The following is a 21,542-nucleotide window of genomic DNA, read 5'->3' on the forward strand; positions in this document are numbered from 1 at the left end:
CGATAACGCGGGTGTACCGAATTAACGCAGCGCTCTTGAGTCCATCGCCAGCAAGCCGGCTCCTACGGGTTTTTGGGATTGGGTGGTGAACCCAAAAAAAGGGACTGGAGCGGCACAGGCTCCAGCCCCCATTCATCAGGGATCAACCTGGGCCATCAGCTCGGGAATCGATTCCGGCCGTTTGGCATAGCGCTGCGCCAACACTGCACACACCATCAATTGAATCTGGTGAAACAGCATCAGCGGCAAAATCAACAAGCCAATCGTGCTGCCAGCGAACAACACCTGTGCCATCGGCACGCCGGTCGCCAGGCTTTTCTTCGAACCACAGAAGAGAATGGTGATGCGATCTTCCTGGTTGAAACCGAACGCTTTGCCGAGCACCGTCGACGCCAGCAACACCAGCGCCAGAACGATGCAGCAGACCACCACCAGCCCGACCAGGTCCAGCAACGGAATCTGGTGCCAGATGCCTTCGATCACCGCCTCGCTGAATGCGCCGTAGACCACCAGCAGGATCGAACCCTGATCGACGAATTTCAGCCAGCTCTTGTTACGCGCCACCCAGTTGCCGATCCAGCGCCGCGCGATCTGCCCGGCAATGAACGGCAGCAACAACTGCACGCTGATCTTGAGGATCGCATCAAGGGTCGAACTTCCGTTGCCCTGAACATCCAGCAACAACGTCACGAGTAACGGCGTAAGGAAAATCCCGAACAGGCTGGACGCCGCCGCGCTGCAAATCGCCGCCGGAATATTCCCCCGTGCCAGCGAGGTAAAGGCAATCGCCGATTGCACGGTGGCTGGTAGCGCACAGAGGTACAGCATGCCCATGTACAAATCGTCGCCGATCAGCGGCGACAGCAGCGGCTTGAGCGCCAGGCCCAAAATCGGGAACAACACAAAGGTCAGGCTGAACACCAGCAGGTGCAGGCGCCAATGCCCGGCACCGGCAATGATCGATTCACGGGACAATTTGGCGCCGTGCAGGAAAAACAGCAGGGCAATGGCGATGTTGGTCAGCCAGCCAAACCCGACCGCCACCTGACCGCTGGCAGGCAGCAGGCTGGCAAGAATCACCACGCCGATCAGGGTCAGGGTGAAGTTGTCGGGCAAAAAACGGGGGCGGGTCATGGGTTCGGTCATCCAGGGGTTGCCAGTGCGTGAAAGCGACTCTAACGTGCCTGATCATTACCGACTAACGCCGATGAGCCAGCTGATGCCGCCTAAAGGACATGACAAGAGTGTTCGACGCAGTATTCCCGGGCTGTCCAGCCTGCCGCGACCGCTCTACGGTCGCACCGAATCACTGCCCAATCGCGCCCTGACCCGCCGCCACAGTCATCCGTGGGTGCAGCTGTCCTACGCGATTCAGGGTGTGCTGGAAATACAGACCGGCGTCGGGCGTTTCGTCGCCCCACCGGAGCGTGCGGTATGGATTCCGGCGGGCATGCCGCACCGGGTATTCAGCTCGCCACGTACCGAGATGCGTAGCTTGTACATCGATTGCAGCGTGTCGGCGTGGGCGCCACCGGGGTGTCATGTGCTGGGCGTCAGCGACCTGCTGCGCGAGTTGATCCGCGCTTTCAGCCAGATTCCGGTGGAGTACGATCAGAGCGGGCCGCACGGCCGGTTGGCTCAGGTGATTCTTGACCAGTTGGCTGAAGCGCCGCAGATCGATTTGATGCTGCCCCTGCCCCAGGACAGTCGCTTGCGGCAAATCGCCCAAAGCCTGGAATCACACCCGGAGCAACAAACCACGCTCAGTCACTGGAGCGAGAAATTCGGCGTGACCGAGAAAACCCTCAGCCGCCTGTTCCAGCGCGACACCGGCCTGACGTTCCGCGCCTGGCGTCAGCGCTTGCGTTTACTCGGCGCGCTGACGCCGCTGGAGCAAGGTGAGCGAGTCACCGACGTGGCGCTCGCGTGCGGCTACGATTCGACGTCGGCGTTTATCGCCGCTTTTCGTCAGCAGTTTGGTGAAACGCCCGGAGAGTTCTTCCGTTGAACACGCCAATTCATGATCAGCCCTTCACCACCACCCACGTGAAACACATCGGCATCTGCGCCTCTTGCCGCTCATAGCGGTCATAGCGTTCTTCGCGGTTGGAGTGCGGGTATTCCTTGAAGTGATTGATCTGCAACCCGGCCGCAATGGCCGCGCTGAACAAGTCACCCAAGGTGTGGACGAACCAATAGGAAGTCGCAGCGGGTTGTTCGACCTTGCCTTCGTAGACGATGGGCTGGTGCTGCACGAAAGGCTCTTGGCGAAAGTATGAAGTGACCAGGCGAAAAGGATCGCTCGCCTCAGGGTCGAGCATTTCCAGGAACGGGTGGGTTTCATACACCACCAGCGCACCACCCGGTTTCAGGGTGCGCGCCATATGGTGGAAGAACTCGCCAATGTCCGGCATCCAGTTCAGAACGCCGATGGTGATCAGCGCCACGTCGAAGCGTGCATGCAGTTCAACGGGCAAATGGTGGACGTCGGCCTCGATGAATTGCGGCGCATGAGGTGAGCGCGTTGCCAGTTCCCGCGCCTGCTCGAGAAAAGCGCCGGACTGGTCGACGCCCACCACATGGCGTGCGCCCAACGCAAACAACGACAGGCTTTCGCGGCCGTTGTTGCAGCCCAGTTGCACCACGTCCTTGCCCTCGACACCGACCTGTATCAGCAGCTCCGTCAGGGTCTCATCCAGGCAGGAAAAATCCGTCTGCTCCACTGCGCACAACAAGGGCTGCCAGTCAGGGCTGTCTTTGTGATGGCGAGCGGAGTCATTCCAGGCCTCGCGATTGCTCGCGATGGCGTTTTCTTTTGTCGACATTTCCATTGTCCCTCTATAGGAGCGAGCCTCCCGGTTAGCGAGTTTCGCCGAGAACAAGCCGCTCGGCCAGTACCTTGGCTTGACTCGCCACATCCGTCACCGCAGTGCTTTCCCACCACATGCCGCGTAACGGCGGGCCCATGGCAAACAAACGGCTGGCAGCCTCACCATCGGCGTTCAACACCGCGCCGTCCACCTCGGCAGCAATCCCCAACGCCAACGGCCCCGGCTGAACCAGCCCGCGGGCCAGCAGTTGCCGGGGCAGCGGGCGTGCGACCCGGCGCCAATCGTATTCAATGCCGCTGGAGTTGATCAGCGCTGCACCCGTAACGACACAGGATTGCGCGTCACCGCGACGACGCAGGCGAATGCTCACCTCATGGCCGGTTGAAGGCTCGAGCCCCTTGAACGAAGCGGCATGAATACTCAATCGACCTTCTTTATATAAGCGCGCGACCAATTCGGCGCTCAGCGGTGGAGAGCGATGGTGATGACTTTCCCACCATGGCCGCACATGCCGTACAAACTGTCGCCGCTGCACGTCGCTCGCCTGATGCCACAGACGGCCGATATGCGCGCGCACCGTGTCCAGCGGCGCCTGCCAGTCGATGCCTTGGGCAATGGCGTCCCGGCAGTGCCGACGCAGTTCGCGCATTAGCTGACGCGGGCTTCGGATGCTGTAGTCCTCGGCGAGAAAATCCACCCACGCCGGAGGCTGGCGGCGCACGTGGGGCAGCAGGCCATGGCGGGAAAACACCTCGATCGGCCCACGATGACCGGCCTGCTCCAGTGAAACCACGGCATCGACCATGGTCAGGCCCGAACCGATGATCAACACCGTCGACCGCGGGTCGAGTTGTCGCATCGTAGCGACGTCCCACGGATCGAGTGCGGCGGCGTTGAGGCCACTGGATTCGGTTTGCGGCGTCCGCGCGGCGGGGAACATTCCCGTGGCCAGCACCGCAAAGGCGCCTTGCAAGCGTCGACCATCATTCAAGGTCAGGTGCACGGTCTCGGCATCGGTGCGCAAATCGACTGCTTCGGCCCGAACGTGTTCGACCGTCGAGCCGTTCAACGCACCCACCGCCCGTGCCTCTTGCAGACGCTGCTGCGCGTACAGACCGAAAATCCCCCGGGGCGGGAACAGCTCACTGATGGGCACCGGCTGCTGATCCGACTCCGGCCAGCCGCCCTCGGCAATGTATTGCGTCAACCATTGGGTGAGGTCATCGGCATTGTCCGGATCGACGCTCATCCGCGCCGCGTTGCCATTAAGCGTATGCCCCAGTTCCACGGCACTGTAAGCCTCGCCCCGCCCGAGCTCGGCGCGGGGTTCGATCACCAACACCCGGCGTTTTCCCGGCAGACGCAGCAACTGCACCGCCAGCATCGTGCCGCTGAGGCCACCGCCAACAATCAGGATGTCTGCGTCATTGTTCAAGCTCTGGCTCATCGTGCACTTCCTGTTCAGATCACCACATTTCGCACAAACCGCGCCGCCGCTGCCCCATCGTTGCGATAGCAGTGCGGCTGGTTGCTGGCAAACATGAAAAACTCACCTGCTGCAATATGATTGGCCACTTCGCCGAGCATGACAGTCAGGCAGCCTTCAAACACATAGATCTGCTCGCTCCAGCCGTCAGCGTCCGGTTCCGAAGGGTAAATTTCACCCGGTTGCAGGCACCATTCCCACTGTTCCACTTCCCGGCTGGCGGTGGCCTTGGACAGCAGCACCGCTTTACTGCCGGGGATGGTTCCGGTCCAGGCCAGTTCATTGATGCGGCTGTGGTCGCGGACTTCGGGTGCCTGGATCAAATCGCTGAACGCCACGTCGAGGGCTTCGGCCACGCGGTCGAGTGTGGTCAGGCTGACATTTTTTTCACCCGCCTCGATCGCCACCAGCATGCGACGGCTGACACCGGACTTTTCCGCCAATGCGGTTTGGCTCAAATCGGCCGCATGACGCAGGCGCCGGACATTCTGGCTGACGTGCTGGAGGACCGAAGCCCGCGGGGGAGAATCTTTGTGCACTATATTGCTCACTCGGTGGGGCTGGGCAGTATACTGCGCAACATTCGACGCATTGTGCGTCCCTCTCAAGTAGCGTGCAAGAACATGACGTCGGTGAATTCCCCCCAGGCTTCCTCCCGTTTCATCAGGCTGAGCAAGGCCGAATGCGTGCTGGTGCTGATCACTATGGTCTGGGGCGGCACTTTCCTTCTGGTGCAACATGCGATGACCGTCAGCGGTCCGATGTTTTTCGTCGGCCTGCGCTTTGCCGCCGCAGCGATCATCGTCGCCCTGTTTTCCTGGCTTCACCTGCGCCACCTGACACGGTTCGAACTCAAGGCAGGGTCATTCATTGGCGCGGCGATCATGCTCGGCTACGGTTTGCAGACCGTCGGATTGCAGAGTATTCCCAGCAGCCAGTCGGCGTTCATTACCGCCCTGTACGTGCCCTTCGTGCCGCTGCTGCAATGGCTGGTGCTGGGGCGACGTCCGGGGCTGATGCCCAGCATCGGCATCATGCTGGCCTTTACCGGTTTGATGCTGCTGTCCGGGCCATCCGGGGCTTCTTTCAACTTCAGCCCCGGTGAAATCGCCACGTTGATCAGCGCGGTGGCGATTGCCGCAGAGATCATTCTGATCAGCACCTATGCCGGACAGGTCGATGTGCGTCGAGTGACCGTAGTGCAACTGGCCGTCACTTCGGTGCTGTCGTTCCTGTTGGTAGTGCCGACCAACGAGGCGATTCCTGACTTCTCATGGCTGCTGTTATGCAGCGCACTGGGCCTCGGCGCGGCGAGTGCAGCTATCCAGGTAGCAATGAACTGGGCACAGAAGAGCGTTTCGCCGACCCGCGCAACGCTGATCTACGCCGGTGAGCCGGTGTGGGCCGGCATCGTCGGGCGCATTGCGGGCGAACGGCTGCCGTCAATCGCCTTGCTCGGGGCCGGGTTGATTGTCGCGGCGGTGATTGTCAGTGAGTTGAAGACCAAGGGTAAGGCCGCTGCAGACGTTGGCGAATCGCTGGAGCGCGAACGCAGTCATTAACAAAATCAAAAGATCGCAGCCTTCGGCAGCGCCTACAGAGGGTTCCATACATCTGTAGGCGCTGCCGAAGGCTGCGATCTTTTTTGGCGGACAGGAAACAATGTGAATCAGGGCTTTTCCGTCTACCGTGTAGGATTCTGCGACAGCTTGGCGTTTGGTGATCGGGGAGCTGGCACGTATGATGCTTCACAAACTTCCGCAGATTAGAAGCCTATGTCCCTGATAGTTCTACTGCTTCTGCCTTTCATCGGCAGCTGTTTGGCGGCCGTGCTGCCGCACAATGCGCGTAACGCCGAATCCCTGCTGGCAGGTCTGATCGCCTTGATCGGTACCGTCCAGGTCGCGTTCCTGTACCCGCAGATTGCCGACGGCGGCGTGATTCGCGAAGAATTCTTCTGGCTGCCCAGCCTGGGCTTGAACTTCGTCCTGCGCATGGACGGCTTCGCCTGGCTGTTTTCGATGCTGGTGCTGGGCATCGGCACACTGGTGTCGTTGTACGCCCGCTACTACATGTCGCCGGACGATCCGGTGCCGCGCTTCTTTGCGTTTTTCCTCGCCTTCATGGGCGCCATGCTCGGGCTGGTGATCTCCGGCAACCTGATCCAGATCGTGTTTTTCTGGGAGCTGACCAGCCTCTTCTCGTTCCTGTTGATCGGCTATTGGCACCATCGCGCTGATGCACGGCGCGGTGCCTACATGGCGCTGATGGTCACCGGTGCAGGCGGTTTGTGCTTGCTGGCGGGGGTCATGATCCTCGGCCATGTGGTCGGCAGCTATGACCTGGACAAGGTCCTGGCCGCCGGCGACTTGATTCGTGCCCATGCCCTCTACCCCATTCTGCTACCCCTGATCCTGATCGGCGCCTTGAGCAAAAGTGCGCAATTCCCCTTCCACTTCTGGCTGCCCCACGCGATGGCCGCGCCGACGCCCGTCTCGGCGTATCTGCACTCGGCGACCATGGTCAAGGCCGGGGTGTTTCTACTCGCGCGGCTATGGCCGTCGCTCTCGGGCAGTGAAGAATGGTTCTACATCGTCAGCGGCGCCGGTGCCTGTACGCTGTTGCTCGGCGCGTATTGCGCGATGTTCCAGAACGACCTCAAGGGTCTGCTCGCGTACTCGACCATCAGCCACCTAGGCCTGATTACCCTGCTGCTTGGCCTGAACAGCCCACTGGCCGCCGTCGCGGCGGTGTTCCACATCCTCAACCACGCCACCTTCAAAGCCTCGCTGTTCATGGCGGCCGGCATCATCGACCATGAAAGCGGTACACGTGACATTCGCAGGCTCAGTGGCCTGTACAAGCTGATGCCGTTTACCGCGACCCTGGCCATGGTCGCCAGCGCCTCGATGGCCGGGGTGCCCTTGCTCAACGGCTTCCTGTCGAAAGAAATGTTCTTCGCCGAAACCGTGTTCATCAACGCCACCCGCTGGGTCGAATTGAGCTTGCCGATTGTGGCGACCATCGCCGGCACCTTCAGCGTGGCCTACTCCCTGCGCTTCACCGTGGACGTTTTCTACGGCCCGACCGCGACCGACCTGCCACACACACCCCACGAACCACCGCGCTGGATGCGTGCACCGGTTGAGCTGCTGGTGTTGACGTGCCTGATCGTCGGGATTTTTCCGGCACAAGTGGTCGGTCCGTTGCTCGCTGCCGCCGCGCAACCGGTGGTCGGCGGCACGCTGCCGGAGTACAGCCTGGCCATCTGGCACGGCTTGAACGCTCCGATGATCATGAGTCTGATCGCGCTGGGCTGCGGCACCCTGCTTTATCTGCTGCTGAGCAATCAGCTCAAGCGCGGCCGCTTCAACGGTCCGCCACTGATTGGTCGCATGGACGGCAAGCGCCTGTTCGAACGCAGCCTTGTGGTGATGATGCGCCTGGCCCGTCGCCTGAAGCGGCACTTGGGCACCCATCGCCTGCAGGCCCAGTTGTTTTTGGTCGTGCTTGCGGCGGTGCTGGCCGGGCTCATCCCGATGCTGCACAGCAGCCTGGTTTGGGGCGACCGACCGAAAATCCCGGGTTCGATCGTCTTCGTCACGCTGTGGTTGCTGGCAATCGTCTGTGCGCTGGGCGCAGCGTACCAGGCCAAGTATCACCGGCTTGCGGCCCTGACCATGGTCAGCGTCTGCGGCCTGATGACCTGCGTCACCTTCGTGTGGTTCTCGGCGCCGGACCTGGCGCTGACGCAACTGGCGGTCGAAGTGGTGACCACCGTGTTGATCTTGCTGGGCTTGCGCTGGTTGCCGCGACGAATTGAAGAAGTTTCGCCGCTACCCGGCAGCCTGCGTCGCGCCCGTGTGCGGCGCATCCGCGACTTGCTTCTGTCGACGGCCGTCGGCGTGGGCATGGCACTGCTGTCCTATGCAATGCTGACGCGCCAGACGCCCAACGATATTTCTTCGTTCTACTTGAGTCGCGCCCTCCCCGAGGGTGGCGGCAGCAACGTGGTCAACGTGATGCTGGTGGATTTCCGTGGTTTCGACACCCTCGGCGAAATCACCGTACTGGTCGCCGTGGCCCTGACCGTGTTCGCCCTGCTGCGCCGCTTCCGCCCACCGAAAGAAAGCCTCCAGTTACCGGCCCAACAACGCTTGCTCGCCCCGGACGTGGTCACCGACCTGGTCAACCCGCGCCACGCCAGCGACACCGCGCTCGGCTTCATGATGGTGCCTGCGGTGCTGGTGCGCCTGCTGTTGCCGGTTGCACTGGTGGTGTCGTTCTACCTGTTCATGCGCGGACACAATCAGCCAGGTGGCGGTTTTGTCGCCGGGCTGGTGATGTCGGTCGCGTTCATCCTGCAATACATGGTCGCCGGTACGCAGTGGGTCGAAGCGCAAATGAGCCTGCGCCCGCTGCGCTGGATGGGCACGGGACTGTTGATTGCCACGGCCACAGGCCTGGGGGCGATGGTCGTCGGCTATCCGTTCCTGACCACTCATACCTGGCATTTCGATCTGCCGCTGCTGGGTGACATTCACCTCGCCAGCGCGCTGTTCTTCGACATCGGCGTGTACGGCGTGGTGGTCGGCTCGACCCTGTTGATCCTCACCGCCCTCGCCCACCAATCGGTCCGTGGACACAAAACCGCTGCCCAGCCTAAATCCGTTGCCGCCAAGGGAGCCGCCTGATGGAAGAAGTCATCGCAATCGCCATCGGCGTACTGGCCGCCTCCGGCGTCTGGCTGATCCTGCGGCCACGGACATTCCAGGTGGTCATGGGCCTGTGCCTGCTGTCGTATGGCGTCAATCTGTTCATCTTCAGCATGGGCAGCCTGTTCATCGGCAAAGAGCCGATCATCAAGGACGGCGTGCCCCAGGACCTGTTGCACTACACCGACCCGTTGCCGCAAGCGCTGGTGCTGACCGCCATCGTCATCAGCTTCGCCATGACCGCGCTGTTCCTGGTGGTGCTGCTGGCATCCCGTGGCCTGACCGGCACCGACCATGTGGATGGCCGGGAGCCTAAGGAATGATGGCGATGAACCACCTGATCGTCGCACCGATCCTGCTGCCCCTGCTGACGGCCGCGATCATGCTGATGCTCGGCGAAAAGCACCGACCGCTGAAGGCCAAAATCAACCTGCTCTCCAGCCTGATCGGGCTGGGCATTGCCGTGGCGCTGCTGCAGTGGACGCAAACCACAGACGTGCCGGGGTCCATTGGCGTTTACCTGCCGAGTAACTGGCAGGTGCCCTTTGGCCTGGTGTTGGTGGTTGATCGCCTGTCGGCATTGATGTTGGTGCTGACCGGCATCATTGGTGTCAGCGCGCTGCTGTTCGCCATGGCACGCTGGGACAGTGCCGGTTCGAGTTTCCACGCGCTGTTCCAGATCCAGCTGATGGGTTTGTACGGGGCCTTCCTCACAGCGGACCTGTTCAACCTGTTCGTGTTTTTTGAAGTCCTGCTGGCCGCGTCCTACGGCCTGATGCTGCACGGCTCGGGCCGGGCACGGGTGTCGTCGGGGTTGCATTACATCACGATCAACCTGTTGGCCTCGTCGCTGTTCCTGATTGGCGCGGCGCTGATCTACGGCGTCACCGGCACGCTGAACATGGCCGATCTGGCGCAGAAAATCCCGTTGGTGGCGCAAGCCGATCGCGGGCTTTTGCATGCCGGCGCGGGGATTCTGGCGGTGGCATTCCTGGCCAAGGCCGGGATGTGGCCGCTGAATTTCTGGCTGGTACCGGCCTACTCCTCAGCGAGCGCGCCAGTCGCGGCGATGTTCGCGATCATGACCAAGGTGGGCGTCTACACCTTGCTGCGTTTGTGGACGCTGTTGTTCTCCGCCCAGGCCGGCGCGTCGGCGTTTTATGGCGGCGACTGGTTGATTTACGGCGGCATGGCGACCATCGTCTGTGCGGCCATCGCGACACTCGCCACCCAACGCCTGGAGCGCATGGCCAGCTTGAGCATTCTGGTATCGGCGGGGATTCTGTTGTCGGCCATCGGTTTCGCCCAACCGAACCTCGTAGGATCGGCGCTGTTCTACCTGGTCAGCTCGACGCTGGCGTTGAGCGCCTTGTTCATGCTGGCCGAACTGATCGAGCGCTCGCGGTCGGCCAATGAACTGCTGCTGGAAGACGAAACGGAACTGCTGCCGCGTCCTCTGGAATCCCTGCATCCGCCCAAAGGCATCAACCTTGATGACGAGCAGAAAGCCGTGGTCGGCCAGGTGATTCCCTGGACCATGGCCTTTCTCGGTCTGAGCTTCATCGCCTGCGCCTTGCTGATCATCGGCATGCCACCGCTCTCGGGGTTTATCGGCAAACTCGGCCTGCTCAACGCCCTGCTTAATCCACAAGGCCTGGGCCATAGCGGGGTGATCTCGAACGCTGCCTGGGGGCTGCTGGTGCTGTTGATCCTGTCGGGGCTGGCCTCGCTCGTCACCTTCTCGCGCCTGGGCATCCAGCGCTTCTGGACGCCAGCAGAGCGACCATCGCCCGTGTTGCGACGCCTCGAGTGCATTCCCATCTTCGCCCTGTTGGGCTTGAGCATCCTGCTGACCTTCAAGGCCGAACCGCTGCTGCGCTACACCCAGGCAGCCGCCGACGCCTTGAACAACCCGCAGCAATACGTCACGGCGGTGCTCGAAACCCGTGTCGTGCCGAACCCGCAAGACAAGGCTGGCGCGCAGGAGGTGCAACCGTGAAGCGTCTGTTTCCTGCGCCGTGGTTATCGCTGGCATTGTGGTTGTTGTGGTTGCTGCTGAATCTGTCGATGACACCCGGCAATCTGCTGCTGGGTGGAGTGCTGGCTTTCTGCGCACCGCTGATGATGCGCAGATTGCGCCCCTTGCCGGTACGCATTCGCCGCCCCGGCGTCATCCTGCGTTTAATCCTGATCGTCGGTCGTGACGTACTGGTATCCAATTTCGCGGTGGCCTGGGGCGTGCTTAACGCGGGCCGCCGTCCGCCCCGCTCCCGCTTCATCAAAGTGCCGCTGGACCTGCGCGACGCCAACGGCCTCGCGGCATTGTCGATGATCACCACCGTGGTCCCGGGCACGGTCTGGTCTGAGCTGGCGCTGGACCGCAGCGTCCTGCTCTTGCACGTGTTCGATCTGGACGACGAGGCGCGGTTCATCCAGCACTTCAAGACGACCTACGAACGTCCGTTGATGGAGATCTTCGAATGAGCCCATTACTGTCGAACGCGATCCTGCTGAGCCTGTTCCTGCTTTCTCTGGCGATGATCCTGACCCTGGTCCGGTTGTTCAAGGGGCCTTCGGCCCAGGACCGGGTACTCGCACTGGATTATCTGTACATCGTCGCGATGCTGATGATGCTGGCGCTGGGCATTCGTTATGCCAGCGACACGTACTTCGAGGCGGCGCTGCTGATTGCGCTGTTCGGCTTCGTTGGCTCGTTTGCTCTGGCGAAATTCCTGCTGCGTGGCGAGGTCATCGAATGAACATGGAACTGTCGTTGTGGGTAGAAATCCCAGTGGCGATCCTGCTGGTCTTAAGCGGTCTCTTCGCGCTGATCGGCGCCATCGGCCTGGTGCGCATGAAGGACTACTTCCAGCGCATGCACCCACCGGCGCTGGCTTCGACATTGGGCGCCTGGTCCGTGGCATTGGCGTCGATCATTTATTTTTCGGCGCTCAAGTCCGGGCCGGTGTTGCACGCCTGGCTGATCCCGATCCTGTTGTCGGTCACCGTGCCGGTAACCACGTTGTTGCTGGCGCGGGCTGCGTTGTTCCGCAAACGCATGGCCGGGGATGACGTGCCGGCCGAAGTGAGCAGTCGGCGGACGGAAAACGGCGGCTAGTTGAGGATTTGTGTTGCCGCGATGCGGCCAGCCCGGCCACTAAACAGTCAGCACCAGGCCACCGCCAGCAACCCCGCGCCCAGCACCACACACAGCGGCGAGTAAACCCAGCTATCGAGCTGGGCAAACTTCGAGCCCTTGATCTCTTTGAAAAAACCCACCAGTTCCGAATCACCGATGGCCCTGGCGAACAGCATCACCGCAATCGCACTGATCAACCATTGCAGTGCCGGGTGCTGTACCTGCGGCAACCACCAGCCAACGCGCAAACACACGACAATCGCAATCAACAGCAGACACGCCGCGACACCCAGCGTGATCCAGCCTCGCGGCTTAAAGGCCGGCCGTAAGCGCATCCCGCCCTCCACCGGTACTTGCGGCACCGCAGCCACTGCCGCCCACTCGCCTCCCATCGCCCAATACACATGCATCAGGCTGATCGTGGCAAACATCGTCACCAGCCATTGTGCCAATACCAAGGTCATTTTCAGGCTTCCTTGAAAAGGGTCTGAACAAACATCCTAGTCGGCATTTGGTGAAGCGCACGACCGATTGGCGGTGACGTCGTTTGGGCTGACCATTGGTTGTGCGATGTCACCGCCCCCACATCCGGACGCTGAATCACTTCATCCCGGCCGCGACCTTGTCCGCCACATCCTTGGGCAGCCACGCTTGCCAGACCTCCGGATATTTGTTCATGAATGCTTCCGCAGCCTGACGCGGTGGTGTGTGTTTTTCACTCATCTCGGCCAGCGCCTTGTTCAACGGATCAATTGGAAAATCGACTTTGCTGAAGAACTCGGCAATCTGCGGATACTGCTTCTGGAATGGTGTGGACACGCCGATGGACAACTTCGAGGCCAGCGAACGGGTTGGCAGGGGATTGGGATTGTCGGCGTCGGTCAGGGTCTTCCAGGCTTCGGCGTCGAACGGTGGTTCTTCCAGCTGGATCAACTTGAAACGACCGAGCAACGGTGTGGGTGACCAATAGTAGAACAACACCGGTTTCCCACGGCGGATTGACGAAGTGATCTCAGCGTCCAGCGCCGCGCCGGAACCACTGCGGAAGTTCACGTAGCTGTCGTCCAGCTTGTAGGCCTTGAGCTTCTGCTTGTTGACCACTTCCGAAGTCCAGCCGATGGGGCTGTTGAGGAAGCGTCCTTTGTTAGGCGCCTCCGGGTCTTTGAACACGTCCTTGTAGCGCGGCAGGTCGCTGACACTGCGCAGGTCCGGCGCCATTGGCTTGATGCCCTTGGCCGGGTCACCCTTGATCACATACTCCGGCACCCACCAGCCTTCGGTAGCGCCCTTGACCGTGTCGCCAAGACTCACGACTTTACCTTCGGCCTCCGCCTTGACCCAGACCGGACTGCGACCGGCCCACTCTTCGCCGATGACCTGAATGTCATTGTTCGCCAGCGCGGTTTCCAGGGTAATGGTGGTGCCCGGCAAGGTGTCTGTGGGCAGGCCGTAGCCCTTCTCGACGATGATGCGCAAGACATCGGTAATCAGGCTGCCGCTTTCCCAGTTCAGGTCGGCGAAGTGAATCGGCGCCTGGGCGGCGAACACCTGGACGGGAGCCGCCAACAACCCGAAAGTGGCGGCGACCGCGGTCAGCAACCGTCGAAATCCGTTCATGCTTTTGCACCTCGTGCTGTTCACAGCAATAGCAGGATGGCCTGGCAGAAGACCGCGAAGCCTCTGAATATTCAGTCATCTGACTGTAGTAGAGGTTCCTGCTTTCGAGGGGCATGGATCAATTTTCGGAAGTTTCCTGCAACCGGGCCAGCTCTCTTCTGACCATGCTGGCGTATTCCGCCGGCTGCAACTGGTAAAGCTGTGACGCTACCCAATTCAGCCACGCGCCCTGCAGAACAGCCTTCTGTTCAAACAATTGCTGCGCCTGGGCTTGGGCACTGGTCGAGTTCTGCTCGTGGAAGTCGGCGCGGTTCAGGGTCATTACTCGCTGGCCTTGAACGTCACCAGCTCGCCCTTGCGCCATTTGGCTGCCTTGGCCGTCACCGCTTTCAGGGTTTTGGTCAGGCCTTCCTGCAATTGCTCGTGGGCGGCAAATATCGTCACCACGCTGTGCCCTTCCTTGAACAGAATGGCCTGTCCGTCGGCCGTCGTGACGAAGGCGTAATCGCCCAGGCCGTAGACCGTCAGTTTGATGTCGCGGAACTTGATGTCCAGCTTGCCGCCTTCACGGCTGGGCAATACGGACGCGCTGAAATGGTCGCCGACCTTGAGTTTGAGTCCAGGTTTGTCGTCCACCACCAGGGCTGATTCGGTGTCGAGTTCGGCAATGTAAATGCCTTCAGCGTTCTGTTCGGTGATGTAAACGAAACGTGACTGAAACAGCTTGACCAGCTTTGCGCGCAAATCACCCAACACGAACAAAGCATGCATATCGAGATTACTTACTGCCAAGGAAACATCCCCACATTTGAAAAGAATGCCGCACGCAGGAAAAGCGCACGGCCAAAAATAGCGGCAATGCCGAAGGTGAAACCAGATAACCCGGGTTGAAGTCCTGAATGAGCAGTGCACTCATTCATCACGAAGCGTCAGAAGAATACTGGAACGACACTCGAATCGTCCTGCGTAGCGTTCGTCACAGGTTGAAGGAAAACGCCCTTCCTACAGCCAGAAAATTATGGACTATCAACTTCAGGGAAAAAACCGATCAAGAAAAGCAATTTTCCTACATATCGCACGCGAAAAATTGCTTTAGATAAACATCATCCACCCACCAGTGAGGGGGATTCTAGAGCAGCGATGCTCTTCCAGACTACCCATAACGACGTACATACGTCGGTAAACCCATGAAAAGGACTTCATATGTGCACGCTGACACACTTCACCCACACCGTGGCACCCTCCACTGGCACCCCCTCGACGCTGCATTCCGTACTGTTTTCCCTCCATCAGCCAGCGTTTGAACAACCGATCCAGCCCCGCTTTCGGGTGGTTTTGGCGGGTAAAGCCTTCTTCCACATCAAGGAAATTTCCACGGGCTGCGTCAGAGGTTTCCGAGCGAGCCATAACGAAGCCTGCGCCCTCGCCCGCTTTCTTGAATCACGTTAATGCCCCATTCCCGTCAAAAGTGCCGACGCCTGTTTTCGTCTGGCCGACGACTTAACAACCGTCGACAGGCAACTACTGCCATACTGCCCGCCCAATGAAACGCGGCCCAACAGGCCGGGCCGCGTTGAAGACAACAATATATTTTCAAGGGAAGGCTGTTACGTGACGGAATTTGATATCGGCGAGTTTTTTATCCGGGGCGAAGCCAGAGAAATCGACGGCGAGTTCCAGGCGGTCATAGTCATGCGCGCCAAACCACCACTGAAAACCGTGACCTTTCATCAGGTCGAGAAAGATCGCTGGTTCAAGTCCTCGGACGTGGCCGCCATCGCCGCCCAGGAATCGGCCAAGCAATTGAAAGCGGCCGTAGATGCCGGAGCATTGAAAGCCTGAGGCCGCGTTTGCGGTCTATGCTCACTGCTGCGTTTGAACATCGCAATCGAACTCCTGAAGCGCGGTTTCCTCAGATGCAATGAAGCCGCCCTTCATATCCCGACGCGACTGATGACCTGCAAGGAGATGAAAATGGAATCACCGACCCACGAATTGAAAGGCTTGTTCGACCAGCTCGGCCTGGATTCCGGAGCGAAAGCTATCGACGATTTCATTGCCAGCCACCCCCCTCTGCCCGACGACAAAAAACTCATCGATGCCGAGTTCTGGACCCCGCAACAGTCTGCCTTCCTGAAAGAGCAACTGCGTGCAGACGCTGATTGGGCAGGGGTGGTTGATGAATTGAACCTGCGCATGCACCAGTCCCACAAATAGCGAACTCAATGCAGGCTGTCAGGTGCTTCAGTTTTCAATTGCGCCAGCCAGGCAGCCTTGCATTCCTCAGCTTCAGTGCGGCTGGAGAATGCTGTGCCGCAGCGTTCGCCGTTGAGCAACACGACCCAGCAAACACTGCGCCCCAATGCACGCAGCGTGGCGGGCACACCGCTGCCGATCATGACCGCGACATCAACTTTGCTTTGCATGCTGACCTCTCAACTTAATTAGCAGCCTAACTAGTAGGTATGTTAATTAGTTTCCAGGCGAGGAAACAGCGATCACGCTGCACAGCTTTGTTGCTTACCCCGTAACAATCCCCTACCGATTCTAAGGCCGTGGATTCTCCGGCTTGTAACCGCCTCGGAACACGCCGCAATCTGGCCGATGGTGTGGCTTTCTCGGTCCGGCAGTTGGCGGACAAACTGCAATCGCAGCTCGCGGCGGTGGCACAGATCGTCAGCAATGCCGAGGTGTTGATCACCAGCTCGGGGAATCAAAGACAGCAGAACGCAAAGATCGCAGCCTTCGCCAGCGTCTACCACAATCTGGTAGCGCTGCCGAAGGCTGCGATCTTTTCCAGGCAGTCAACTTTGCATTGACTGCCCGTAGAATCAAGCCTGACGCTGGTGCTTGTCGATCTGCTCGTGACGTTCTTGAGCTTCGATGCAGTACTTGGTGGTCGGGCTGATCAGCAAGCGTTTCAGGCCAATCGCCTCACCGCTGTCATCGCACCAGCCAAAACTGTCTTCCTTGATGCGTTCCAGCGCTTGTTCCAACTGAGGCAGCATGCGCTGATCACGATCGATCGCGTTCACCAGCCAGGTGCGCTCTTCTTCAACGGAAGCCGCGTCAGCCGGATCGGCCGGAGTATCCAGGCTCTCGATGGCGATGCGGTTCTGTTCGATGCGCTCATGGGTTTCGACTTTCATGTTCTGCAACAGCTCAGAGAAAAAAGCATGTTGCTCGGCATTCATGTAGTCATCCGCCGGCATGGCCAGCAACTTGTCCTTTGTCATTGATATCTCTATAAAAAAACGTGCATTAAGGCGAATAAGGGAGCGTTCCGGCAGACCGGGTCAGGCCAGCGCAAAGGCGCCGTTTGTTCAAAGCGCCACCCGGCACTCAATTTACGAGGGGCGGCAGTCTACGGCCGACTTGAGGCATCAGCAACCGAAAAGACAGTGAATTTGTCCGACAAAGACCTGAAATTGCTCTGCGGCAGGCTTTTTGGCGTTAATCGGAGTGCGTTTATAGCAAGAAATTCAACCGAGCGGCTGTATATAGAGGACAAACGGCTGGATTTGCACCTCCCGCATCCTCAGCTAAGGTTGTCCCTCCCGAAATGGCCATATAAAGGATAGGACCATGAAACTGATCGGCATGCTGGATTCACCCTACGTGCGGCGCGTCGCTATCTCTGCCAAACGTCTCGGTATTGCGCTGGAGCATGATTCGGTTTCGGTGTTCCGCCACTTTGAGCAATTCCAGCAGATCAACCCGGTAGTCAAAGCGCCGACGCTGGTGCTGGACGATGGCGAAGTGTTGATGGATTCCACGTTGATCATCGATTACCTGGAAACGTTGGCCGGTCCCGCCAACAGTTTGATGCCCGGCGAACCGACCCGCCGTCTGCGCTCGCTGCGCCTGATCGGCCTGGCCTTGGCTGCCAGCGAAAAATCCGTACAGCTTTATTACGAACGTAACCTGCGACCTGCGGACATTCAATATGAGCCGTGGGTGGAGCGGGTCGAAGGGCAATTGACAGCGGCCTATTCGGCACTGGAACGAGAGTTGGAAAAGCACCCGCTGAACACTGACGGTTCGATTGAACAGGACGGCATCACACTGGCGGTGGCCTGGAGCTTCACCAATCTGGTGGTGCCGGATCAGGTGGATGCGGCACAGTCCCCCCACATCGCAGCGTTCACGAAGTATGCCGAGGGGCTGGAAGTGTTTATTGATACACCGATTGAGTAGCGTCGGATCTACCGTCTTCGCGAGCAGACTCGCTCCCACAGGGGATTGCGGTGTCCTGTAGGAGCGAGCCTGCTCGCGAAAAATAGCCGCCTCACCCGAAGGTTGAAGCGCCAGCCAATCAATGCACAAACAACGCGATCAGAATGATGATCGGGATCGGTACACCGAGAAAGAACAGCAGTAATGAACGCATGATAATTCTCCTGGATTTAGCGAACAGGTAGGGGGGTCACGTAAGTGTCGGTTTCCAGATACACCACGGCATCCCGGCGACGGCCGCCGAAAATCGCGGCAAGGCTGGCGAAGAACGCGCCGGCCAGCAGGGCAACGAACATCCACAGCGTGCTCAAGGCTGCAACTTTGGCGGCCGTGTCTGCCGCCTGTTGCGCCGCAAGTTTGGCGTCGGCCAAGGCTTTCTGCGTGCGGGCATAGACTTCATCCACGCGACGTTCCGCATCCGCTTGGGTCAGGTTGGTCCGTTGCGCCACCAGTTGTCCGAGGTAGGTACGGTCCTCAACGGCCAGTTGCCCGCCATTGTCCAGCGAGCGCACGAAAATGCGGGTGACGGTGCCATGTACGGCATCATCGCTGACGGCAACAGGACGATCATCGCGAAACAGGCTGTCGATGAAGTAACCGTACTGATCGCTGTCGGTGTTGCCGGCCGCCGAACTCGTGGCTTGAGTCACGGCATTGGCAGCGCCTCCGGCCACCTGCGCCCCGGCCTGCACACCGCCGCTGACGATACTGCTCACCGAACCGGCCACCAGCGTCGCGGTCACCAGGGTTGCCACGCACCAGGCGAGAAAACCATGGGCCGTGTCGCGGAAATACACTTCATCGCCGTGCAGGTATGCCCACTTCACCCGTAGACGTCCGGCGATGTAACCGCCCAACCCGGATGCAATGATTTGGGTGAACGCCAGCCAGACAATCGTCGAAATGCCCAGGCTTTTGGCGCTCATGCCTTCATGCGCCCAAGGCGAAACTGCCGAAAACCCCAAACCGAAACCGAGCAGTATCAAAATCAGCGATAACGCTGCCGCCGACGCAGCCCCGGCAAATACCGCCCCCCAGGACACGCCCGAGAGCGTGCTCGACTCTTCCAGGGCAGGATAGAAACCATCAGAGGATCTATTCATTGTTGTATCGCTCCAGGCAGAAAATGGGTAGTACACCTCTCGAGTGATTGCAGTCACCGTGCCAGTCTCGGACTTTGAATAAATCGCTATATTTCAGTCATTTATAAAAAATGAACTTCGTGCGCTCATGCAATATGCAACGAGTCGCACAAGCAGCGGGTTTTCTGCATTGATCGCCCTCCTCGCGGCTCATGAACTTTTATTTAGAAAACCTGCGGGCATTTCTTGGCAAAATGCTGCACAACGTTGTGAACATTTAAATCAGGCCAGCCCATGACCCGCATCTTGACCATCGAAGACGACGCCGTGACCGCCCGGGAAATCGTCGCCGAACTGAGCAACCACGGCCTGGATGTCGACTGGGTCGACAATGGCCGCGAAGGCCTGGAGCGTGCGGTCAGCGGCAACTATGACCTGATCACCCTCGATCGCATGTTGCCCGAGCTCGATGGCCTGGCGATCGTCACTACGCTGCGGACCATGGGCGTGGAGACGCCGATCCTGATGATCAGCGCCCTTTCCGACGTCGATGAGCGCGTGCGCGGCTTGCGTGCCGGTGGCGACGATTACCTGACCAAACCCTTTGCCACCGATGAAATGGCCGCTCGGGTTGAAGTCCTGCTGCGTCGGCAAAACACCGTGACCGCCCAGGCCACCACTTTGCGTGTGGCCGACCTGGAACTGAACCTGATCAGCCACGAAGCCAGCCGCGACGGCCAACTGCTGACGCTGTTGCCCACCGAATACAAATTGCTGGAATTCCTGATGCGCAACTCCGGGCAGATCCTCTCGCGCATGATGATTTTCGAAGAGGTCTGGGGCTATCACTTCGACCCCGGCACCAACCTGATCGATGTCCACATCGGCCGTCTGCGCAAGAAGATCGACCCACCTGGCAATGTCCCACTGATTCGGACTGTGCGAGGCTCGGGTTATGTCATTGCCGAACCCGTCTAAAGGCTGGCGTTCATCCAGCAGCCGTTTGCTGGCGCTCTACAGCTCGCTGTTCGTGATCTGGAGCGGCATTCTCATGGGGGTCATGTACTACGAGGTGTCCGCTTACCTGGACAAACTGGCCAAGCACTCATTGATGCAACGCCAGCACCTGTTTTCGCATTTTTCCGGTGAACAACTGGAAGACGTCCTTTCCGTCAGCATGACCTTCGACATTCGCGGTATCGACGCCTATGGCCTGTTCGATGCCCGGCAACGCTACCTCCACGGCGCGCTGCGTCACATCCCGAAAGGCCTGCCGCTGGACGGCAAGATCCACATGCTCGGCGACTGCGCCGATTCCGACGACCCGACCCTGCCCGCCGCCAGCTGCGACGCCGTGGCGACCCAGACCCGGGATGGCCGTTGGCTGATATTGATGCGCGACAACGGCTCGCTGTTTGCCGTAACCCGGATCATCCTGCACGCGTTGCTTTGGGGCATGACCCTGACCATTGTGCCGGGCATCATCGGCTGGCATGTGCTGCGGCGGCGTCCGTTGCGGCGCATCCGCGGGATTCAGGCCAGCGCCGAAGCCATCGTCGCCGGCGATCTGACCCGACGCCTGCCGCTGTCGGATCGTCGCGATGAACTGGACATGCTCGCCGCCATCGTCAACGCCATGCTCGAACGCATCGAGCATCTGATGCATGAGGTCAAGGGCGTGTGCGACAACATCGCCCATGACTTGCGCACACCGCTGACCCGCCTGCGCGCTCAGCTCTATCGTATGCAGCAACAGGCGGGCGAAGGTTCATCGCAAGCGGCGCAACTGGACCTGGTGCTCGCCGAAGCCGATACGCTGATGGCGCGTTTTCGCGGATTGCTGCGGATTTCCGAACTGGAGGATCGCCAGCGTCGGTCCGGGTTCGTTGATCTGGAACCGGTGCCGTTACTGCAAGAGTTGCATGAGTTCTATCTGCCCCTGGCGGAAGACGACGATCTGGTTTTTCAACTGCACGTGCCGGCGTCTTTGCCATCGCTGCATGGCGACCGGGCATTGCTGTTCGAGGCGCTGGCGAATCTGTTGAGCAACTCGATCAAATTCACTCCGCCGGGTGGCACGGTGATTTTGCGTGGGGTCAATGAGGGTGGGCATACGCGAATCGAAGTCCTCGATTCCGGCCCGGGTATTCCCGAGGCGGAACGCGAAGCTGTGTTCCAGCGGTTTTATCGTGCCGAGGCCGGTAATCAGAAAAGCGGCTTCGGTCTTGGCCTGTCGATCGTCGCGGCGATTGCCAGCCTGCACGGGTTTACGCTGGAAGTGAGCCGCAGCGAACTTGGCGGCGCAAAGCTGGTGCTCGATTGTAAGCAGAGCTTGATGCCACCAGCCTGACTCACTCACTTCAACCTGACACACAACCTGTAGGAGCGAGCTTGCTCGCGATAGCGATTTAATAGAAAGACGATGTTGTCCGGCAC

26 protein-coding genes are annotated in these 21,542 nt (G+C 59.8%); 15 read left to right on the forward strand and 11 right to left on the reverse strand.

Going from position 1 to position 21,542, the window contains the following annotated elements; translation table 11 throughout:
• Positions 1–135 precede the first annotated feature (135 nt).
• Positions 136–1,134: a bile acid:sodium symporter family protein gene (locus QYH43_RS24495; protein WP_301158272.1), complete on the reverse strand. Its 999-nt coding sequence runs from the start codon at positions 1,132–1,134 to the stop codon at positions 136–138.
• Between the two features lie 85 nt (positions 1,135–1,219).
• Between QYH43_RS24495 and QYH43_RS24500 the strand changes: the two genes are divergently transcribed.
• Positions 1,220–2,008 (forward strand): helix-turn-helix domain-containing protein, encoded by a 789-nt coding sequence (locus QYH43_RS24500; protein ID WP_301158321.1) that lies wholly within the window; start codon positions 1,220–1,222, stop codon positions 2,006–2,008.
• Between the two features lie 16 nt (positions 2,009–2,024).
• Here QYH43_RS24500 and QYH43_RS24505 read toward each other — a convergent pair whose 3' ends face one another.
• Genes QYH43_RS24505 through QYH43_RS24515 form a run of 3 tightly spaced genes read right to left on the reverse strand, consistent with a single transcriptional unit; the run spans position 2,025 to position 4,856 of the window.
• Complete coding sequence (locus QYH43_RS24505) at positions 2,025–2,831, reverse strand: bifunctional 2-polyprenyl-6-hydroxyphenol methylase/3-demethylubiquinol 3-O-methyltransferase UbiG (RefSeq protein WP_301158273.1); 807 nt, start codon at positions 2,829–2,831, stop codon at positions 2,025–2,027.
• 28 nt (positions 2,832–2,859) lie between these two features.
• Complete coding sequence (locus tag QYH43_RS24510) at positions 2,860–4,278, reverse strand: FAD/NAD(P)-binding protein (protein ID WP_301158274.1); 1,419 nt, start codon at positions 4,276–4,278, stop codon at positions 2,860–2,862.
• A gap of 14 nt (positions 4,279–4,292) precedes the next feature.
• Positions 4,293–4,856 (reverse strand): helix-turn-helix domain-containing protein, encoded by a 564-nt coding sequence (locus tag QYH43_RS24515; RefSeq protein WP_301158275.1) that lies wholly within the window; start codon positions 4,854–4,856, stop codon positions 4,293–4,295.
• Between QYH43_RS24515 and QYH43_RS24520 the strand changes: the two genes are divergently transcribed.
• The 7 genes from QYH43_RS24520 to QYH43_RS24550 all read left to right on the forward strand — a co-directional run bounded on the left by QYH43_RS24520 (position 4,851) and on the right by QYH43_RS24550 (position 12,150).
• Positions 4,851–5,879 carry a DMT family transporter gene (locus QYH43_RS24520; RefSeq protein ID WP_301158276.1) on the forward strand — a complete coding sequence of 343 codons (1,029 nt, stop codon included), beginning with the start codon at positions 4,851–4,853 and terminating at the stop codon, positions 5,877–5,879. The genes QYH43_RS24515 and QYH43_RS24520 overlap by 6 nt on opposite strands.
• Before the next feature lie 213 nt (positions 5,880–6,092).
• Positions 6,093–9,011, forward strand: a complete 2,919-nt coding sequence (locus QYH43_RS24525) for a monovalent cation/H+ antiporter subunit A (protein ID WP_301158277.1) — start codon at positions 6,093–6,095, stop codon at positions 9,009–9,011.
• Positions 9,011–9,355 (forward strand): Na+/H+ antiporter subunit C, encoded by a 345-nt coding sequence (locus tag QYH43_RS24530; RefSeq protein ID WP_007986256.1) that lies wholly within the window; start codon positions 9,011–9,013, stop codon positions 9,353–9,355. The genes QYH43_RS24525 and QYH43_RS24530 overlap by 1 nt, the downstream gene beginning before the upstream one ends.
• A complete protein-coding gene (locus QYH43_RS24535; RefSeq protein ID WP_301158278.1) occupies positions 9,352–11,031 on the forward strand; it encodes a monovalent cation/H+ antiporter subunit D in 1,680 nt (559 codons plus the stop codon). The genes QYH43_RS24530 and QYH43_RS24535 overlap by 4 nt, the downstream gene beginning before the upstream one ends.
• The gene (locus tag QYH43_RS24540; protein ID WP_301158279.1) at positions 11,028–11,516 is read left to right on the forward strand and encodes a Na+/H+ antiporter subunit E; all 489 of its coding nucleotides are present in this window, start codon (positions 11,028–11,030) and stop codon (positions 11,514–11,516) included. Before QYH43_RS24535 ends, QYH43_RS24540 begins: the two co-directional genes overlap by 4 nt.
• On the forward strand, positions 11,513–11,791 hold the full coding sequence (locus QYH43_RS24545; RefSeq protein ID WP_095061255.1) for a K+/H+ antiporter subunit F: 279 nt from the start codon (positions 11,513–11,515) through the stop codon (positions 11,789–11,791). The genes QYH43_RS24540 and QYH43_RS24545 overlap by 4 nt, the downstream gene beginning before the upstream one ends.
• Positions 11,788–12,150: a Na+/H+ antiporter subunit G gene (locus QYH43_RS24550; protein WP_301158281.1), complete on the forward strand. Its 363-nt coding sequence runs from the start codon at positions 11,788–11,790 to the stop codon at positions 12,148–12,150. The genes QYH43_RS24545 and QYH43_RS24550 overlap by 4 nt, the downstream gene beginning before the upstream one ends.
• Positions 12,151–12,197: 47 nt before the next feature.
• Here the strand turns inward: QYH43_RS24550 and QYH43_RS24555 are convergent, their stop codons facing one another.
• The 4 genes from QYH43_RS24555 to QYH43_RS24570 form a co-directional block, all read right to left on the reverse strand.
• Positions 12,198–12,635, reverse strand: a complete 438-nt coding sequence (locus tag QYH43_RS24555) for a DUF3995 domain-containing protein (RefSeq protein WP_301158282.1) — start codon at positions 12,633–12,635, stop codon at positions 12,198–12,200.
• A gap of 136 nt (positions 12,636–12,771) precedes the next feature.
• Complete coding sequence (locus QYH43_RS24560) at positions 12,772–13,788, reverse strand: ABC transporter substrate-binding protein (RefSeq protein ID WP_301158283.1); 1,017 nt, start codon at positions 13,786–13,788, stop codon at positions 12,772–12,774.
• Positions 13,789–13,906: 118 nt separating this feature from the next.
• Positions 13,907–14,110, reverse strand: a complete 204-nt coding sequence (locus QYH43_RS24565; RefSeq protein WP_095151582.1) for a hypothetical protein — start codon at positions 14,108–14,110, stop codon at positions 13,907–13,909.
• Positions 14,110–14,559 carry a hypothetical protein gene (locus QYH43_RS24570; RefSeq protein ID WP_177408855.1) on the reverse strand — a complete coding sequence of 150 codons (450 nt, stop codon included), beginning with the start codon at positions 14,557–14,559 and terminating at the stop codon, positions 14,110–14,112. The genes QYH43_RS24565 and QYH43_RS24570 overlap by 1 nt, the downstream gene beginning before the upstream one ends.
• Positions 14,560–14,991: 432 nt before the next feature.
• Here QYH43_RS24570 and QYH43_RS24575 point away from each other — a divergent pair, with 432 nt between their 5' ends.
• The 3 genes from QYH43_RS24575 to QYH43_RS24585 all read left to right on the forward strand — a co-directional run bounded on the left by QYH43_RS24575 (position 14,992) and on the right by QYH43_RS24585 (position 16,005).
• Positions 14,992–15,237, forward strand: coding sequence for a hypothetical protein (locus tag QYH43_RS24575; RefSeq protein WP_095061265.1), 246 nt, complete (start codon positions 14,992–14,994; stop codon positions 15,235–15,237).
• A gap of 162 nt (positions 15,238–15,399) precedes the next feature.
• The gene (locus QYH43_RS24580) at positions 15,400–15,630 is read left to right on the forward strand and encodes a hypothetical protein (protein ID WP_301158285.1); all 231 of its coding nucleotides are present in this window, start codon (positions 15,400–15,402) and stop codon (positions 15,628–15,630) included.
• 132 nt (positions 15,631–15,762) lie between these two features.
• On the forward strand, positions 15,763–16,005 hold the full coding sequence (locus QYH43_RS24585) for a DUF2789 domain-containing protein (RefSeq protein ID WP_301158286.1): 243 nt from the start codon (positions 15,763–15,765) through the stop codon (positions 16,003–16,005).
• A gap of 5 nt (positions 16,006–16,010) precedes the next feature.
• Here the strand turns inward: QYH43_RS24585 and QYH43_RS24590 are convergent, their stop codons facing one another.
• The gene (locus QYH43_RS24590) at positions 16,011–16,214 is read right to left on the reverse strand and encodes a hypothetical protein (protein ID WP_301158288.1); all 204 of its coding nucleotides are present in this window, start codon (positions 16,212–16,214) and stop codon (positions 16,011–16,013) included.
• A 129-nt stretch (positions 16,215–16,343) separates the two neighbouring features.
• Here QYH43_RS24590 and QYH43_RS24595 point away from each other — a divergent pair, with 129 nt between their 5' ends.
• Entirely contained in the window at positions 16,344–16,607 is a 264-nt protein-coding gene (locus QYH43_RS24595; RefSeq protein ID WP_301158327.1) for a hypothetical protein, read from the forward strand.
• Between the two features lie 12 nt (positions 16,608–16,619).
• Here the strand turns inward: QYH43_RS24595 and QYH43_RS24600 are convergent, their stop codons facing one another.
• Positions 16,620–17,024 (reverse strand): TraR/DksA family transcriptional regulator, encoded by a 405-nt coding sequence (locus tag QYH43_RS24600; RefSeq protein ID WP_007907888.1) that lies wholly within the window; start codon positions 17,022–17,024, stop codon positions 16,620–16,622.
• A gap of 349 nt (positions 17,025–17,373) precedes the next feature.
• Between QYH43_RS24600 and QYH43_RS24605 the strand changes: the two genes are divergently transcribed.
• A complete protein-coding gene (locus QYH43_RS24605; protein ID WP_301158290.1) occupies positions 17,374–17,985 on the forward strand; it encodes a glutathione S-transferase N-terminal domain-containing protein in 612 nt (203 codons plus the stop codon).
• A gap of 209 nt (positions 17,986–18,194) precedes the next feature.
• Here the strand turns inward: QYH43_RS24605 and QYH43_RS24610 are convergent, their stop codons facing one another.
• Positions 18,195–19,127, reverse strand: a complete 933-nt coding sequence (locus tag QYH43_RS24610; RefSeq protein WP_301158291.1) for a hypothetical protein — start codon at positions 19,125–19,127, stop codon at positions 18,195–18,197.
• Positions 19,128–19,400: 273 nt separating this feature from the next.
• Between QYH43_RS24610 and QYH43_RS24615 the strand changes: the two genes are divergently transcribed.
• Positions 19,401–20,084, forward strand: coding sequence for a response regulator transcription factor (locus QYH43_RS24615; protein ID WP_301158292.1), 684 nt, complete (start codon positions 19,401–19,403; stop codon positions 20,082–20,084).
• Positions 20,062–21,456: a HAMP domain-containing sensor histidine kinase gene (locus QYH43_RS24620; RefSeq protein WP_301158293.1), complete on the forward strand. Its 1,395-nt coding sequence runs from the start codon at positions 20,062–20,064 to the stop codon at positions 21,454–21,456. The genes QYH43_RS24615 and QYH43_RS24620 overlap by 23 nt, the downstream gene beginning before the upstream one ends.
• Positions 21,457–21,542 lie beyond the last annotated feature (86 nt).

The sequence above is a fragment of the Pseudomonas sp. C32 genome, assembly GCF_030417915.1.
GTDB lineage: Bacteria > Pseudomonadota > Gammaproteobacteria > Pseudomonadales > Pseudomonadaceae > Aquipseudomonas.